Raw genomic sequence first — 15,463 nt, forward strand, 5'->3', positions numbered from 1 at the left:
CGGCAGGGGATAGGGAAGTGGTGCCGGCGGCCGGGGTACCCCCACATGGTAGTCACCTTCGGGTGCCGGCCCCGGCCTGGCGGCGCCTCTAGCATGGGAGGCATGGCCATTGACCCACCAGACCTCGACGCCGTCCCCGTTGCCTACCGACCGGTGCCGCAGCCCGTTTCCGGTGGGCCGGGCGAGCGGCGGCGGGAGCCGCACGAGGAGAAATCCAAGCGCCAGCGCCGGCTGGAGTACCCGCCGGCCCCCGAGCCGCTGGGGGTGGCCGTGGTGGACAACCACACGCACCTGGACTTCCGCGATGGCCTGGTCTCCGTGGACGTGCACCAGGCGATGGACGCTGCGGCAGCCGTCGGGGTTGCCGGGGCCATCCAGGTGGGCTGTGACGTGGAGTCGGCGCGCTTCACCATCGAGGCCATCGAGGCTGAGCCCCGGCTGCTGGGGGCCGTGGCCATCCACCCCAACGACGCCGCCCGGCTGGCCTCCCGCGGCCACCTGGACGCCGCGCTGGCGGAGATCGAGTCGCTTGCGGCCCACCCGCGGGTGCGGGCCGTGGGGGAGACCGGCCTGGACTACTACCGGACGGGCCCCGAGGGGGTGGAGGACCAGCAGGAGGCGTTCCGCTGGCACCTGGACCTGGCGCACCGCCTCGGCAAGGCCGTCCAGATCCACGATCGGGATGCCCATGACGACGTGGTCCGGATTCTCCTGGACACCCCGCGGCGCCCGGACCGGGTGGTGTTCCACTGCTTCTCCGGTGATGCGGACCTCGCCCGGATCTGCAATGAGCACGGCTGGTACATGTCCTTCGCCGGTCCCGTGACCTTCAAGGCCAACGACGGCCTGCGCGCGGCGCTGGCCGAGGCCCGCGAAGACCTGCTCCTGGTGGAGACCGATGCCCCCTTCCTGACCCCGCACCCTTGGCGGGGCCGTCCCAACGCGCCCTACCTGGTGCCGTGGACCCTGCGGGGCATGGCCGAGACCCGCGGGGTGCAGGCGGACGTACTGGCGGCGGTTGTGGCGAACAACACGAGGCGCGTCTACGGGGACTTCTGACCAGCGCTTTCGACTCCCCGTGGTCGCGCCGGAATGGTCCCGGACACGCCGCCCACCGTGATCCATTTGAGATCTTTGTTATCTTGCCGTTATCGTTGTCCCTCAATTGGCCGGATCGGGCCGTTCAGTGTGCCTGTGCCATTGGCCCTGAAGCCCCGTGACCGGAGATGACAACGTCTGGACGTACATGGCACGAGTGATGAAGGGCCGCCTGGCCAAGGTGATCGCCCAAGTAGCAGCCTTGGCCCTAGTGGTCGGCGGGCTGGTGGCCTTCGTGGCCACCCAGCGCGGCGCCGAGGTCACCGCCTCGGAGCAGACCGCCAGCCGGGTCTCCGCCGGGGACGCCGGTCAGGACGGGACGGCGCCGGGCGAAGGCCTCGGCGAATCCGTCCTCCAGCTGGAGCGCGCATCCCAGGTGACCGTGGACCTGCCGAAGGTGGTCACCGTGACCGCTGGCGGGGAGACCACGACCTTCGCCACCAACGCCGGCACCATCGAACAGGCGCTGCGGGAGAACGAGGTGTCCTTCGACGAGGACGACCAGGTCTCGCCGGCCCTGGACACCGAGATCACCCAGGACGTGGACGTGACCGTCCAGCGGGTGGACACCAGCACCGAGACCACCTCCGAGGAGGTGCCGTTCGAGACCGTCGAGGTCGAGGACGAGGACCTGGCCGAGGGCAAGACCTCCGTCCTGGCCGCCGGCGCCCCCGGCGAGAAGACCACCACCTGGAGCATCACCACCGTGGACGGCGAGGAGACCGACCGCGAGGTCGCGACCACCGAGACCGTGCGCGAACCGGTTGAGCGCCGCATCGCCGTCGGGACCAAGGAGCCGGAGCCGACCCGCTCGGCCGCCAGCTCTGCCTCGGACTCCGCCGATTCATCGGAGTCGTCTGAGGCGTCCGGCGCCTCGTCCGCCTCGCAGGCCAGCGCTCCGACGTCCGGCGTGTGGCAGTCCCTCGCCGAATGCGAGTCCGGCGGCAACTGGTCCATCAACACCGGCAACGGCTACTACGGCGGCCTGCAGTTCTCGGCCTCCTCGTGGGCCGGTGCCGGCGGCACCCAGTATGCGCCGCTGCCGCACCAGGCCACGCCGGCCGAGCAGATCGCCACCGCCGAGAAGCTGCGGGCCAACGGCGGCTGGGGCCACTGGCCGCACTGCTCCTCCCAGCTCGGCCTGCGCTGAGCGACTGACGCGCACCGCTGCACCGACGTCAGCAGGACGCCGTTATCCCCAAGGGCCCGCCTCGGCGGGCCCTTGGGGTCTCTTCCCCACGTAGGATGGACCGCGTGACCGCACCCGACGCCCCCCTGCTTTCCGCCGCCGACATCAGGCGCCTGGCCTCGGAACTGGACCTGCGGCCCACCAAGACCCTGGGGCAGAACTTCGTGATCGACCCCAACACCATCCGGCGGATCACCGCCGTCTCCGGCACGGGCTCCGGCGAGCACGCCCTGGAGGTCGGCCCCGGCCTGGGGTCGCTGACCCTCGGGCTGCTGGACGCCGCCGAGGCCGTCACCGCCGTGGAGATCGACCCGGTTCCCGCCGGCCGGCTGGCCCGCACCGCCGAGGAATTCCGGCCCGGGGCCGGCCATCGCCTGGCAGTGGTGCTGGCCGACGCCATGCACGTCTCCGCCGCGGAACTCGAGGCCGCCCGTCCCGCAGCAGCCTCCGGCCCGCCCACCGCCCTGGTCGCCAACCTGCCCTACAACGTGGCCGTACCTGTGCTGTTGCACCTGCTGGCCGAATTGCCCTCACTGGAGCACGGCCTCGTCATGGTCCAGGAGGAGGTCGCGGACCGGCTCGCCGCCGGGCCGGGGTCCAAGACGTACGGGGTGCCCTCCGCCAAGGCCGCCTGGTACGCCTCTGTCCGCAAGGCTGGCACCATCGGCAAGAACGTGTTCTGGCCGGCCCCCAAGATCCAATCCGGGCTCGTGGCCTTCACCCGGCGCCAGCCGCCCGAGACCACGGCCAGCCGCCAGGAGGTCTTCGCCGTGGTGGACGCCGCCTTCGCCCAGCGCCGCAAGACGCTGCGGGCGGCCCTGTCCGGCTGGGCCGGTACGCCCACCGCGGCCGAGGCCACCCTGCGGGCCGCCGGAGTCGACCCCCGTGCCCGCGGTGAGGTGCTCGGCATCGAGGACTTCGCCCGCATTGCCGCCCACCGGGTGGACGCCGCCGAGACCCCCACTGAAGGAGCCGGCCTGTGAGCCATCCTGCCCCCTCGACCACCCGGCTCTTCAGCCACGCGACGGCGCAGGCCCCCGGCAAGGTCAACCTCTCCCTGCGCGTGGGCACCCCGCGCGTGGACGGCTACCACCCCGTGGCGAGCGTCTACCTCGCGGTCTCGATGCTGGAGGAGGTGACGGCCACCCCGCGCCAGGACGGTGAGATCACGGTGACCCTCTCCGAGCAGTCCAGTGCGTTCGTGGACCCGGACGCCATCCCCGTGGACTCCTCGAACCTGGCCGCCCGGGCCGCCCTGCGCCTGCGGGAGTACCTGGGACGTGATCCGCAGACCCACGGCGTGCACCTGGAGATCACCAAGCAGGTTCCGGTGGCCGGGGGCATGGGCGGCGGATCCGCGGACGCCGCCGCCGCATTGCTGGCCTGCGCCGCACTGTGGGACGCCGGCCTGTCCCGGCAGACCTTGGCCGAGATCGCCGCACCGTTGGGCGCGGACGTGCCCTTCGCCGTGATGGGCGGGGCCGCCGTCGGGCTCGGCGTGGGCGATGAACTGACGCCGCTGCTGGCCCGCCACCCCGTGCACCTGGTCCTGGTGCCCGCCACCACGGGACTCTCCACCCCGCAGGTCTACGGGCTGCTCGACCAACTGCGCGAGGAGGGCGGGCTGCCGATGCCCGAGGCAGACCCCGAGGTGGACCCCCAGCTCGTCCAGGCGCTCACGTCCGGTGACGCCGAGGAACTGGCCCTGCTGCTCGCCAATGACCTGCAGGTCCCCGCAGCCACCCTGGTGCCGGAGCTCTCCGAGATGCTGGACGTCGGTCTCGAGGAGGGCGCCCTGGCCGGCCAGGTCTCCGGCTCGGGGCCGACCGTGATGTTCCTCGCCCGTAGCGCCGAGGAGAGCTTCCAGTTGGCCGCCCGCATCGAGGACCGCACCGGGGTGGCCGCCGTGGCCGTCCACGGGCCGGTCCACGGGGCTAGAGTGCTGTAAATGGCTCATCTGCTCGGCGCCGAGAACATCGGCATCTCCTTTGGCACGCGTACCGTCCTCGACTCCGTCTCGATCGGAGTGGACGAGGGGGACCGGATCGGCCTCGTCGGCCGCAACGGTGACGGCAAGTCCACTCTGATGCGCATCCTCGCCGGCCAGCAGGACCCCGACGACGGCCGGGTCACCCGCCGCGGCGGAACCACCCTGGGCGTCCTGGACCAGCGGGACGACCTGGACCCCGAGGACACGGTGCAGCACGCCGTGGTCGGCGACGTCCCGGACCACGTCTGGGCCTCCGATGCGAAGGTCCGCGACGTCATGGGTGGCCTGCTCGGCGGACTGGACTGGGGCCGCACCGTGGGTACCCTCTCCGGCGGTCAGCGCCGGCGCACCGCCCTGGCCCGGCTGCTCGCCGGCAGCGACGACCTGATCTTCCTGGACGAACCCACCAACCACCTCGACGTGGAGGGCGTGGCCTGGCTGGCCGAACACCTCAAGACCCGCTGGCGCGCCACGGACGGCGGACTGCTCGTGGTCACCCACGATCGCTGGTTCCTCGACGAGGTCTGCACCCGCACGTGGGAAGTCCATGACGCCACGGTGGAACCCTTCGACGGCGGCTACGCGGCCTGGATGCTCGCCCGCGTGGAGCGCGACCGCGCCGCGTCCGTGATCGAAGGCAAGCGTCAGCAACTGGTGAAGAAGGAACTGGCCTGGCTGCGCCGCGGCGCCCCGGCCCGCACCGCCAAGCCCAAGTTCCGCATCGAGGCAGCCAACGCCGTCATCGCGGACGTCCCCGAGCCCCGGGACTCCGTCTCCCTCTCCAAGATGGCCACCGCCCGGTTGGGCAAGGACGTCCTGGACCTGGAGGACGTCACCTACTCGGTCCCAGTGCCCGACGGCGGCGGGAGCCGCACGCTGTTCGACGACGTCACGCTGCGGTTGGCCCCCGGCGAGCGGGTGGGGATCGTGGGCGTCAACGGCGCCGGCAAGTCCACCCTGATGCGCCTGCTCGACGGCCAGCTCACCCCGGACTCCGGCCGGATCCGGCGCGGCAAGACCGTGCAGACAGCCATCCTCACCCAGGACGTCACGGAACTCGACGAGGTGCGGCACCTGCGCGTGGCCGAGGTCATGTCCCAGGAGGGCAACTCCTTCCAGGTGGGCGGCAAGGACCTGTCCCCGGGGCAGCTGCTGGAGCAGCTCGGCTTCGGCACCTCCCGCCAGTGGACGCCGGTGGCGGACCTCTCCGGCGGTGAGCGCCGCCGGCTGCAGCTGCTGCGCCTGATGGTCGGCTCCCCGAACGTGCTCATGCTGGACGAGCCGACCAACGACCTGGACACGGACACCCTGGCGGCAGTGGAAGACATGCTGGACGGCTGGCCCGGCACCCTGGTCGTGGTGTCTCACGACCGCTACCTGCTCGAACGCGTCACCGACCACCAGCTGGCCCTGCTCGGCGACGGTCAGATCCGTGACCTGCCCGGGGGTGTGGAGCAGTACCTGCAGCTGCGCGCGGCCCAGGAGTCCGGCGGGACCGGTTTCGGCGGGACCGGCACCGGCGCTGCCGGTTCGGGGGCCGGCGTCGGGAAGGCCGGTGGGGGAGATGCCGAGCAGAGCGGCGTCAGCGAGGCTGAGAAACGGGCCGCCCGCAAGGAGGCCGCCAAGCTGGAGAAGCAGCTGGCCAGGATGACGCAGGAGGAGGCCGCGCTGCACGAGCGGATGGCCACCCTGTCCGCGGCCGGCGACCTCGGCGCCCTGGCCGAGGCCAACGCCCAACTGCAGGAACTGCACGAGCGCAAGGACGAGGCCGAGATGGCCTGGCTCGAGGCCGGCGAGGTCGCCGAGGGCTAGGCGCCTATCCCTCCATCGTCATGGTGGTCCACGGCATCCGGTTGGTCATCGACGTGGGCTCGTCCTGACCCTGCCAGCGCGTGGTGTTGATGGTGGGGAAGGCGCCGTTGAACCACGCCAGCGGCGCGTAGTACATCATCTCGGCGGCGCGGTCCTGCAGGGCCGTCAACGCCACACCGCGCTCGGCCTGGACGGAGGTCGCCAGGGCCTCGGCAGCGGCGGCGTCGATCTCGGGGTCACACAGGCCGGAGGGATTGGCCGCGGCCGCCTTCTGGTCGTTGCACTCGTACCAGCGCACGATCCCGATGCTGGGGTCCGCCCCGACGGTCGAGCGGAGGAACGCCAGGTCGAACTCGCTCTCCGTGTAGACCTTCTCGGTGAAGACCGCGCCTGAGGTGCCCTGCATCTCGATGCCGATGCCGACCTCCTCCAGCATGGACTCGGCCATCTCCACGGTGGCGGCCACGTCCGAGAGCTCGTTGATGTACCGGACGTTCAGGGTGAACCGCATCCCGTCCGCCCCGCGCTCGAACCCGGCCTCGTCCAGGGTCTCGTTGATGGCGTCCACGTCCCGCGGGAAGTCTTGCGAGAAGTCCACGTTGGGGCTCACGGCCCACTCCAAGGCTTCGGGGAAGAACCCGTTGGCCGGCGTGCCGATGCCGCTCAGGGCGGTGTCCACGATCGCCTCGCGGTCCAGGGCGGCGAAGACGGCGGCCCGCACCGCCGGATCCTCCAGGTACTCGCTCTGCGCGTTGAACATGACGGTCACGAGCTGCGGGAAGTTGCTCTCCTCCAGCAGCAGCGTGGTGGGGTCATCCGAGACGCGGCCCTGCTGCGAGACGTCCACGGAGGCCTGGTCCACCTCACCGGCGAACAGGGCCTCGGCCCGGGCATTCGGGTCCGTCATGATCGGGTAGACGGCCCGGTCCACCTGGACCTCGCCGCCCCAGTAGTCCGGGTTGGCGGTCAGGGTCACCTGTTCCCCGGAGCTGTAGGAGTCGAACACCATGGGCCCGGTGCCGATCGGCTCCATGTTCGCCTGGTTCGTCACGTAGTCGGTGCCTTCGTAGATGTGCTTCGGGACCATGAACTGGGAGGCCACCGTCTCCAGCAGGGGGCCGAACGGTTCGCTCAGGTGCAGAACCACGGTGTGCTCGTCCACCACCTCCGCCGATTCCAGCCGCTCGCCGATCTGCGCCCCGAAGGACTGCAGGGGCACGATCTCCTCGAAGTTGAAGGCCACGTCCTCCGCGGTGAAGGGCTCGCCGTCATGCCACGTGACGCCCTCGCGCAGGACCAGGGTCAGGTCCAGGCCGTCGTCGCTGAGTTCCCAGGACTCCGCCAGCCCGGGAGTCATCTCGTAGTCCTGGGAGAGGAAGATCAAGGGGTCCAGGATCTGGGCGCTGAACATGGACGGGGTGGCGCCGCTGATCAGTTGGGCGTTCAGACCCATCGGATCGTCGGCGATGGCCTGGACGTAGACGCGTTCCCCGCCCTCGGCCGCGTTGCCGCCTCCGCCGCCGGCGGTGCCTCCGGTGCACGCGGTCAGAGCCAGGGCCCCGGCGGCGAGCACGGCCAGCAGGCCGGTGGTTCGTTTCTGTGGTGTGCGCATGGGTGGTGCCTTTCAACGGTGAGGTGCAGGGTTGCGTGCAGGTGCAGGTGCAGGTGCAGGTGCAGGTGCAGGGTGGATGCTGGCCGTGCCTCAGGGCAGGGCCGGAGACGCCGCGAGCAGTTCGCGGGTGTAGGGGTGGGAGGGATTGGCGAAGATCTCGTCCTTCGGGCCGTGCTCCAGGATCCGTCCGTGGCGCATGACGTACACGTGGTCGGCGACCTTCTGCACCACCGGCAGGTCGTGGGTGATGAAGACGTAGCCGACGCCGAGCCGGTCCTTCAGGTCCGCCATCACGGCCAGCACGCCGGCCTTCACGGAGGCGTCGAGGGCGGAGACGGCCTCGTCGGCCACGATGATGCGGGGGTCCAGGGCGATGGCGCGCGCGATCAGCACCCGCTGCCGCTGTCCGCCGGAGAGCTCGTGGGGGAACCGGTCCATGAAGGCCGCCGCGGGCTCCATGCCCACCAGCTCGAGGACCTCGGTGACCCGGTGGCGGGTCTCGGCGGACCCCCGGGCCATCCCGTGGAGCCGGATGACCTCGCCAATCGCCTGCGCCACCCGCTTGCGGGGGTTCAGGGACCCTGCGGGGTCCTGCAGCACCGCCTGGACGCTGCGCCGGTACGCCCGGCGCTCGGTGCGGTCCATGGAGCCGACCTCGCGTCCGTCCAGCTGGATGGACCCCTCGGAGGGATCGAGCAGGTCCAGCAGGAGGCGGGCCAAGGTGGACTTGCCGGAGCCGGATTCACCCACGATCGCCACGAACTCGCCGGGTCTGGCCTGCAGGGTGGCGTTCTGCACTGCGTGGACGGGCGCCGATGAGCGGCGGGAGCGGAACGTCTTGGAGACGTCGATGGCCTCAAGCAACATGGGACGGCTCCTCGGCGAACCGCTGGCGCAGGGCCAGGGGAATGGAATACAGGTCGGTGTCCTGGTCGGTGAGGCTGCGGACACTGCGCAGCAGGGCCTGGGTGTACTCGTGCCGGGGCTCGGCGAGGACTTGGGCGGTGGGGCCCTCCTCCACGATCCGGCCCGCGTACATGACGTAGACCCGGTCGGTCATCCCCGCCACCACCGCGAGGTCGTGGGAGATGAGCATGAGGGAGGTCCCCAGCTCGGCCACGGTCTCATCCAGGGTGCGCAGCACGTGCTGTTGCACGGTGGCGTCCAGGGCCGTGGTCGGCTCATCGGCCAGGACCAGGGACGGCTCCTTGGCGATGGCGATGGCGATCAGCACTCGCTGACGCATGCCGCCGGAGAGCTCGTGCGGGAAGGACGCGGCGACCTGTTCGGCGTCCGGTAGCCCGGCCTGCCGCAGGAACCGGAACACGGCCCGATCCCGCGCCGTGCGGTCGCCTCCCGCCCCGGAGCGCACCAGCCGCCGGTCGGGAATCGACTCGGCCACCTGCCGCCCCACCCGCATCGTGGGATTCAGGAACGTCAGCGGGTCCTGGAAGATCATGCCCACGGTCTTGCGGCGCACCTCGTTCCAGGTCCGGGCCGGGGCCCCGACCATCTCCTGGCCGCGGATACGGATGGATCCGCTCACCCGCACCCGGGGGGAGGTGGGCAGCAGGCCGGCGATGGACCGGCCGGTGACGGACTTGCCGGAGCCGGACTCGCCGACCAGGCCGACGCGCTCGCCATCGTGGACCACCAGGTCCACCGACTTCACCGCCTCCACCTCGCTGCGTTCTCCGGTCGGCAGCACCACATTCAGGCCGGTGAGCTCGATCAGCGGGGTCCCCGCGACTGGTTGGTTCACTGCGGTGGTCATTTCACCCTCCCGACGGTGGGGTTGTAGGCGTCATTGAGGGCGTCGCCGAGCATGTTGACGGCGAGCACCACCAGGAAGATGCACAGGCCCGGGGCCACGGCCAGCCACCAGCCGTCCCGCATATACGCCTGGGCGGAGTTCAGCAGGGCACCCCACGAGGGGTGGGACGGGTCACCGATGCCCAGGTAGGCCAGGCCCGATTCGATGAGGATGGCCCGGCCCACCGTCATGGACGTGGCCACCAGCACGGGCGGCAGGGCGTTGGGCAGCACATCGGACCAGATGATGCGCACGGACCGGAACCCGGCGGCGCGGGCGGACTCCACGTAGCCCAGCTGGGAGATGCGCATGGCCTCGGCCCGCACGATCCTGGCCACCGCCGGCCACATGGTGATGGAGAGGATGGCCACGATGATGAAGACGTTGGCCCCCAGCAGCGCCGCCGCCACCAGGGCCAGCACGATCCCGGGCAGCACCTGGAAGAACTCGGCCAGCTTGACCATCAGGGTGTCCATCCAGCCGCCGTGGTAACCGGCGAGTCCGCCGACGACCAGACCGATGGTCATGCAGAGCACCGCCACGGTGAAGCCCACCAGGAGGGAGATCTGGCCGCCGTTGACCACCCGGGCCAGGTAGTCCCGTCCCAGGTGATCGGTGCCCAGTGGGTGGGCGGCGCTGGGAGCGAGCAGTTCGGCGTTCCCGGTCGCGGAGGGATCGCCCACCAGGAGCGGACCGAGGGCCGCGATGAGGACGAACAGCCCCAACAGGGGCAGGAACACCAGCGTGCTGGGCTTGCGCAGGAACACGCGCCAGGGGGACCGTTCGGTGCCTGGGGGACGACGCCGGCCGGCGGCTCCGGCGGGGGCGTCCGGCCGTGCCGGTGGCGGGGATCCGGCGCCGTCGGGTGGCGCTGGGGTGTCAGTCTCCGGTGGGGGGACCATGTGGGTTTCCTGCTGGGTCATGCCGCTACCTCGTCACTCTGCCGGTCCTGCCGGCCCTCGGGCGGCAGGGTGCGTTGGGGGGAGAACTGGGCTCGCAACCGTGGATCGACCAGCCCGTACACCACATCCGTGAGGATGTTGACGAGGATGATCACCACGGTCAGGACGATCACCACGCCCAGGATGACCATGTTGTTCTGGCGGTTGATGGCGTCGATGAACAGCAGGCCCATCCCGGGCCAGCCGAACACGCGCTCCACCAGCACGGATCCGGCCAGGATGTAGCCGAGGCTGTAGCCGGAGACCGTGACCATGGGCAACAGGGCGTTGGGCAGGGCGTGGCGCCAGAGCAGGTGGGACGAGGAGAGACCCTTGGAGCGGGCCGTGTCCACGAAGTCCTGGCCGAGGGACTCGATCATGGACGAGCGCATGATGCGGGTCTTGTACGCCAGCTCGCTGGTGGCCATGGTGATCACGGGCAGGACCAGGTACTCGAACCCGATGCCCGGCTGCCCGTAGGGGCTCTTGCCCTGGGTGGGGAACCAGCCCAGCCAGATCGAGAAGACCATGATCAGCAGCATGCCGAACCAGAAGTTGGGGACGGAGAACAGCGCGACGGCGCCGCCGGAGATGCCGCCGTCCAGCCACCGCTTCCGGGTCCGGGCGGCGATCGAGCCGAGGATGATGCCGCCGATGGTGGAGATCAGGAAGGCGGGGACCGCCAGGGCCAGGGTGTTCCCGGCCCGGCTGAGGATCAAATCCAGCACCGGTTCGTTGTTCGTGCCGAAGGAGAACCCGAGGTTTCCGGTGAAGACGTTGCCGAGGTAGAGCACATACCGCTCCCAGACCGGCTTGTCCAGGCCGTAGGCGGCGGTGATCTGTGCCCGGAAAGCCTCGGAGAGGGGGACGTCCCCGACCAGCGTCTGGATGGGATCCCCCGGGGCCATCTCCAGCAGGAAGAACAGCACCGTGATCACGGCGATGAACAGGATGAGGGAAGACAACAACAATCTGCCGTAGTGAAACAATCGGGCCTTCACCGGCACCTCCTCGGCGGTGGGGGGGGGATCCGGCCAGGAGGCGGGTGCGAGTGCACCGGGGTCCGTGACCTCGGCGGTGAGGCCGGGGAGGTGGACCGGGACCGTCCGGACCGGGTTTCCCCACAGTCTGCTGGGGCTGTGATGTGGACCACAGGGTGCCTTCCACGCGTTGGAAGGGGCGATGCAAGGTACCTGACAGCGGGGCCGGCGTCGTCAGCCGAGGCCGGCCTGGCTCCGGTTGAAGGCGATGGTGCGGGGATCCAGGACGGGGCGCTCGGAGCGAGCCCGGGCGATGCGGCGGGCGGTCGCGAGGACCAGGTCCGGCAGCCCATGGGGTTCCGGGTTCCGGTGTGCGTAGATGGCGCCCACGGCCACGTCGACCCGGCCCAGGGCATCGGGAACCGGGGCCGCGATGGAGCCGGCCCCGGCGGCCACTGCGCCGTCCAATCGGAGGATGCCATCGCGCTGGGCCGCGTCCATGATCTCGTGCAGCTCCTCAGACCGGGTCTTCGTGAACCGGGTGTACCGCTTGAGGGGCGTGGCCAGGTACTCGTCCTGCTCCTGCCGGCTGGAGAAGGCCAGCAGAACCAGCCCGGTGGCCGTGACATGGAGGGGGAGCCGGCCGCCCATGCGGTTCTGCCCCGTGTAGTTGGGATGGGCCCTCAGGGCCTCGAGATACATGACGTCCTGGCCCTCCCGCACCGAGAGGTTGACGGTGAGTCCGGTCCGGCGCTGCAGGTCCACCAGGTGCGGCAGGGCCAGCTCACGGATGCGCAGGTCCTCCGTGGAGGCGCTCGCCAATTCCAGGATCTTGCGGCTGAGGCAGTACCGTCCCTCCTCGTCCAGGTCCAGGCCGCCCCATTCCCGCACCTCGTGGGCGAGGCGGTGGGTGGTGGTCAGGCTCAGGTCGGCACGGCGGGCGATCTCGGAGAGCGTCAGCGGTTCACCCCGGTGAGCGAACGCGTCCAGCAGGGACAGGACGCGGGCGGCAGCCGTGCGCTTCGGGTGTCCGGGCGCGGTGTCGCGGAGCCTCTCGCGCACACTCTGGATGTCGACGGGTGGGTTCTGGGTCATCTCGGTCAGTCCTCCGGTGCCACCCGGTTGTGGTGCGCCGTCAACGGGACCGGATCGGCGGATGCCGGAGGCCGGGAGAACAGTGGCGAGCGCGAGGCAGGGCTCGGGGGCGCGGGACGCACCGGTGGTGGGTGTGGCCAAGGTTAGGAGCCGACGTCGTGCCTACCGGCCGGTTTCCGCCGGATGAAAGCCAGAAGCCAGAAGCCGGAGGGCAGGGAGCTGACCGGTGCGGACCGGTGTGGACCGTCAGGACGTGCTGGAGCCGGCCTGGCCCGCGCTCGGGGCCACCGTGCCGCCACCGTCCACGGGGAGGACCTGGCCGGTGATCCACCGGGCGGCGGGGGTGCACAGGAAATGCGCGGCGGAGGCGATGTCCCAGACGTTGCCCTCGGTGTGCAAGGCCACGCTGCCGGCCCTCAGCTCGCGGCGTTCCTGGGTCATGCCGCGGGCAGCGAAGGCGCCCCAGATCATTCCGACCCTGATGCAGTTCACGCGGATGCCCCGCGGGGCCAGTGTGGCGGCCGCTCCGACGCAGAGCTTCTCGAGGGCCGTCTTGGCCAGGGTGTAGGGCAGTCCAGGGCCGCGGCCCTCCACCGCTCCGGAGGACACGTGGATGATGGCCCCGCCGGAAGCCATGTGCGGCTGCACGGCGCGCATCAGCAGCAACGCGGTGCCCAGGTTGACGTCGAAGGCCCGCTGGTAGTCCTCCAGGGAGGTCTCGAAGATGCCGGTGATGCCGCCGCCGCCCACGGAGTTGCCCACTACGTCGATGGACCCGTACTCGGCCAGCACCCGGTCCACGGTGGCCAGGACATCGGACTCATCGGTGAGGTCAACGGCGAAGCGGCTGGCCTGGCCCCCGGCTTCCCGGACGGCGTCCACGGTCCGCTGCGCCGCCTCCTGGTCCCGGTCCAGCACCGCGATGCGGGCACCGGCCCGGGAGAAGAGCCACGCCATGGCGAAACCGACGCCGCCCTCGGGCCCGCTCAGGCCGCCGCCGGCGACGACGGCGGTCTTGCCGGCGAGCCAGGGGGTGTGCTCGGCCTGGGCGATCTCATCCTGGACGGCTGCGGACCAGGCATGGGTTTGAGTGCTGGAGCTGGTGCCCGGGCTGGTGTTGGCGCTGGAAGCGGTGGTGGTCACGGCGGAATGCTCCTGGGTTCGGGATGGGTGGGTGTGTTCGGGGTGCGAGCGAGGTGAACGGGGGTGTGGGCTCGGTGGCAGCGTGGTTCAGTGCACCGGGAAGGACTGTCCCGACCAGGTGCTGAACACCCGGACCACCATGGAGATGGCCGCGTTGGGTGAGCCGGCCACCACGATCGGCAGGGAGGCCGGCGTGGCGTCGGTGACGGCCGGGTGGAAGTGGTCCGGGGCGAAGGGTCCGAAGGGGCGGTCACTCAGGCCCTTGCCCGCGGCGGCCAGATCGCCCTCGGTGTGCCCGGCCTGCTCGACCAGCCACTGGCGGACGTCCTGCTTCGACAGGCCCTCATCGTGGAGGGCCCGGGCGTGCGCCGGATTCAGGACGAGGACGGCCGAACTGCTACGGAAGATCCAGGGGCCCATCCGTTGCAGGGTGTCCGCGATGTCCCGCAGGAGCTCCCCGGCACTGCGGAAGGACCGGTTGTCGATGAACTCGCTGGTCCGGGTCAGGACCACGCTGACGGCATCCTCCCCGGCCGGCACCCCCGTCTCGGCGCTGTGTGGGACCCAGGGGCTGGACTCCTCGTCCTCACCCACGCAGTGGAACCAGCGGCCCGGGACCCCCTGGGTCGCCTGTTCCAGTTGCTGCGGAATCACGCCGAAACCGTTGCGCACGGTCAGGCCCAGGGCGCGCGGGATGGTCATGTTCGCCCGGAACCCCGGACCGAACACCCCGCCGGTGGAGTTGACGCCCAGGCGGTGGCGGATCGGACCGTTGACGATCACCAGGGGGGCCGGCCCGCTGGTGGACTGCCAGCCGCCACCCCGGGCGGCCCGTTCATGGGACAGGGCCTCCCAGGAGGTCAGCACGACGGGCAGGTACTCCGGACGGCACCCGGCCATGGCGGCGTGCAGGGCGATGTCCCGCACGGTGGCGTGGCGGTCCAGCTGGGGCAGGCCAGCCAGGATCTCGTCCGGGTCTCGGTCGGTGTGGAGCAGGAACTCCTCGACCACCTCCTGCGTGGCCGGCAGCACGGGCAGGCCGTCCGACCACCCGCGGTCGAACAGGTACTCGGCCATGGCGCGGGCGGCGGTGGGATCCAGCCGAGGCTCCGGGACTGTGGTGCCCGCCTGGTCCGTGTGCCCCTCCAGGTCCGGGCTCATGCGGCCGGGCCGAGGAAGTGGCCGCGCACCCGGGACGCCAGCGCCTGGCCGCGTTCGGCGAGGTCTCCGTCCGTCAGATTGGCGATCGGATGCGGCATGAGGAGCACGGGGAAGTCCGGCCGCCCCTTGAGCCCGGCCATGGCACGTGACGTGACCTCGAAAGCCTCCGTGCACAGGACCGCCACGGGCACTCCCCGCTCTTCCAACGCGATGCCGTCAGCCACCGCGGCGGCGCTGCAGGAGCCGCAGTCACCGACCCCGATCACCACCACATCGCAGTCACGGATGAGGCCGTCCACCACGTCCTCGGCCAGGGGCATGGCGAACTCCTGCTTCGTCATCCGGACCAGGTCGACGTGGTCTGTCTCCGTCAGGACGGTGCCCAGGGCATCCAGGAGTGCAGCGGCGTTACGCTTCGTGTTCTCCAGCAGGCCCATCCGTTTTCCCCGGAGGGAGCCCACTCGAGGCGCCGCGGCCGCCTGCGTGGTGGCAACCGGCCCGCCGGGCCGGCTTCTACTGTTGATACTGCTGATGGTGGGGTCAAGGATCCCGGCCGTCATGGCTTCCTCCATCCTTGCGGCAGCTGCCGCAGTCTCGTCTGGCCACTATGACCGGAGCGGAGGCTCTCG

14 protein-coding genes are annotated in these 15,463 nt (G+C 70.8%); 5 read left to right on the forward strand and 9 right to left on the reverse strand.

Features of this window, described 5'->3' with window-relative positions; all coding sequences use genetic code 11:
- The first annotated feature begins 102 nt into the window (after positions 1–102).
- The 5 genes from C8E99_RS00735 (at position 103) to C8E99_RS00755 (ending at position 6,089) form a co-directional block, all read left to right on the forward strand.
- On the forward strand, positions 103–1,059 hold the full coding sequence (locus tag C8E99_RS00735) for a TatD family hydrolase (protein WP_115930665.1): 957 nt from the start codon (positions 103–105) through the stop codon (positions 1,057–1,059).
- Between the two features lie 187 nt (positions 1,060–1,246).
- Positions 1,247–2,248: a resuscitation-promoting factor gene (locus C8E99_RS16310; protein WP_147301146.1), complete on the forward strand. Its 1,002-nt coding sequence runs from the start codon at positions 1,247–1,249 to the stop codon at positions 2,246–2,248.
- 104 nt (positions 2,249–2,352) lie between these two features.
- Complete coding sequence (gene rsmA / locus C8E99_RS00745) at positions 2,353–3,270, forward strand: 16S rRNA (adenine(1518)-N(6)/adenine(1519)-N(6))-dimethyltransferase RsmA (protein ID WP_245952010.1); 918 nt, start codon at positions 2,353–2,355, stop codon at positions 3,268–3,270.
- Positions 3,267–4,235 (forward strand): 4-(cytidine 5'-diphospho)-2-C-methyl-D-erythritol kinase, encoded by a 969-nt coding sequence (locus C8E99_RS00750; protein ID WP_115930668.1) that lies wholly within the window; start codon positions 3,267–3,269, stop codon positions 4,233–4,235. Before rsmA ends, C8E99_RS00750 begins: the two co-directional genes overlap by 4 nt.
- Positions 4,236–6,089, forward strand: a complete 1,854-nt coding sequence (locus C8E99_RS00755) for an ABC-F family ATP-binding cassette domain-containing protein (RefSeq protein WP_115930669.1) — start codon at positions 4,236–4,238, stop codon at positions 6,087–6,089.
- 4 nt (positions 6,090–6,093) lie between these two features.
- On the opposite strand, the gene C8E99_RS00760 is transcribed toward C8E99_RS00755, so the two are convergent.
- From C8E99_RS00760 to C8E99_RS00800, 9 genes are all read right to left on the reverse strand, one after another.
- Positions 6,094–7,701: an ABC transporter substrate-binding protein gene (locus C8E99_RS00760; RefSeq protein ID WP_115930670.1), complete on the reverse strand. Its 1,608-nt coding sequence runs from the start codon at positions 7,699–7,701 to the stop codon at positions 6,094–6,096.
- A 90-nt stretch (positions 7,702–7,791) separates the two neighbouring features.
- Positions 7,792–8,568, reverse strand: a complete 777-nt coding sequence (locus tag C8E99_RS00765) for an ATP-binding cassette domain-containing protein (RefSeq protein ID WP_115933106.1) — start codon at positions 8,566–8,568, stop codon at positions 7,792–7,794.
- Positions 8,558–9,475: an ABC transporter ATP-binding protein gene (locus C8E99_RS00770; RefSeq protein ID WP_115930671.1), complete on the reverse strand. Its 918-nt coding sequence runs from the start codon at positions 9,473–9,475 to the stop codon at positions 8,558–8,560. Before C8E99_RS00770 ends, C8E99_RS00765 begins: the two co-directional genes overlap by 11 nt.
- Entirely contained in the window at positions 9,472–10,437 is a 966-nt protein-coding gene (locus C8E99_RS00775; RefSeq protein ID WP_115930672.1) for an ABC transporter permease, read from the reverse strand. The genes C8E99_RS00770 and C8E99_RS00775 overlap by 4 nt, the downstream gene beginning before the upstream one ends.
- Positions 10,434–11,420 (reverse strand): ABC transporter permease, encoded by a 987-nt coding sequence (locus C8E99_RS00780; RefSeq protein WP_147301147.1) that lies wholly within the window; start codon positions 11,418–11,420, stop codon positions 10,434–10,436. The genes C8E99_RS00775 and C8E99_RS00780 overlap by 4 nt, the downstream gene beginning before the upstream one ends.
- Positions 11,421–11,669: 249 nt before the next feature.
- Positions 11,670–12,530 (reverse strand): IclR family transcriptional regulator, encoded by an 861-nt coding sequence (locus C8E99_RS00785; protein ID WP_115930674.1) that lies wholly within the window; start codon positions 12,528–12,530, stop codon positions 11,670–11,672.
- A 246-nt stretch (positions 12,531–12,776) separates the two neighbouring features.
- A complete protein-coding gene (locus tag C8E99_RS00790; protein WP_115930675.1) occupies positions 12,777–13,673 on the reverse strand; it encodes an SDR family NAD(P)-dependent oxidoreductase in 897 nt (298 codons plus the stop codon).
- A gap of 87 nt (positions 13,674–13,760) precedes the next feature.
- Positions 13,761–14,834, reverse strand: a complete 1,074-nt coding sequence (locus C8E99_RS00795) for a hypothetical protein (protein WP_211308961.1) — start codon at positions 14,832–14,834, stop codon at positions 13,761–13,763.
- Positions 14,831–15,394: a UGSC family (seleno)protein gene (locus tag C8E99_RS00800; RefSeq protein ID WP_147301148.1), complete on the reverse strand. Its 564-nt coding sequence runs from the start codon at positions 15,392–15,394 to the stop codon at positions 14,831–14,833. The genes C8E99_RS00795 and C8E99_RS00800 overlap by 4 nt, the downstream gene beginning before the upstream one ends.
- Positions 15,395–15,463 lie beyond the last annotated feature (69 nt).

The sequence above is a fragment of the Citricoccus muralis genome, assembly GCF_003386075.1.
GTDB classification, from domain to species: Bacteria; Actinomycetota; Actinomycetes; order Actinomycetales; family Micrococcaceae; genus Citricoccus; species Citricoccus muralis.

Bases quoted from the DNA above. Each gene is read 5' to 3' on its own strand.
- C8E99_RS00735 (WP_115930665.1), top strand. From the start codon at position 103: ATGGCCATTGACCCACCAGACCTCGACGCCGTCCCCGTTGCCTACCGA.
- C8E99_RS16310 (WP_147301146.1), top strand. From the start codon at position 1,247: ATGGCACGAGTGATGAAGGGCCGCCTGGCCAAGGTGATCGCCCAAGTA.
- C8E99_RS00755 (WP_115930669.1), top strand. From the start codon at position 4,236: ATGGCTCATCTGCTCGGCGCCGAGAACATCGGCATCTCCTTTGGCACG.
- C8E99_RS00760 (WP_115930670.1), bottom strand. From the start codon at position 7,701: ATGCGCACACCACAGAAACGAACCACCGGCCTGCTGGCCGTGCTCGCC.
- C8E99_RS00765 (WP_115933106.1), bottom strand. From the start codon at position 8,568: ATGTTGCTTGAGGCCATCGACGTCTCCAAGACGTTCCGCTCCCGCCGC.
- C8E99_RS00770 (WP_115930671.1), bottom strand. From the start codon at position 9,475: ATGACCACCGCAGTGAACCAACCAGTCGCGGGGACCCCGCTGATCGAG.
- C8E99_RS00775 (WP_115930672.1), bottom strand. From the start codon at position 10,437: ATGACCCAGCAGGAAACCCACATGGTCCCCCCACCGGAGACTGACACC.
- C8E99_RS00785 (WP_115930674.1), bottom strand. From the start codon at position 12,530: ATGACCCAGAACCCACCCGTCGACATCCAGAGTGTGCGCGAGAGGCTC.
- C8E99_RS00795 (WP_211308961.1), bottom strand. From the start codon at position 14,834: ATGAGCCCGGACCTGGAGGGGCACACGGACCAGGCGGGCACCACAGTC.
- C8E99_RS00800 (WP_147301148.1), bottom strand. From the start codon at position 15,394: ATGACGGCCGGGATCCTTGACCCCACCATCAGCAGTATCAACAGTAGA.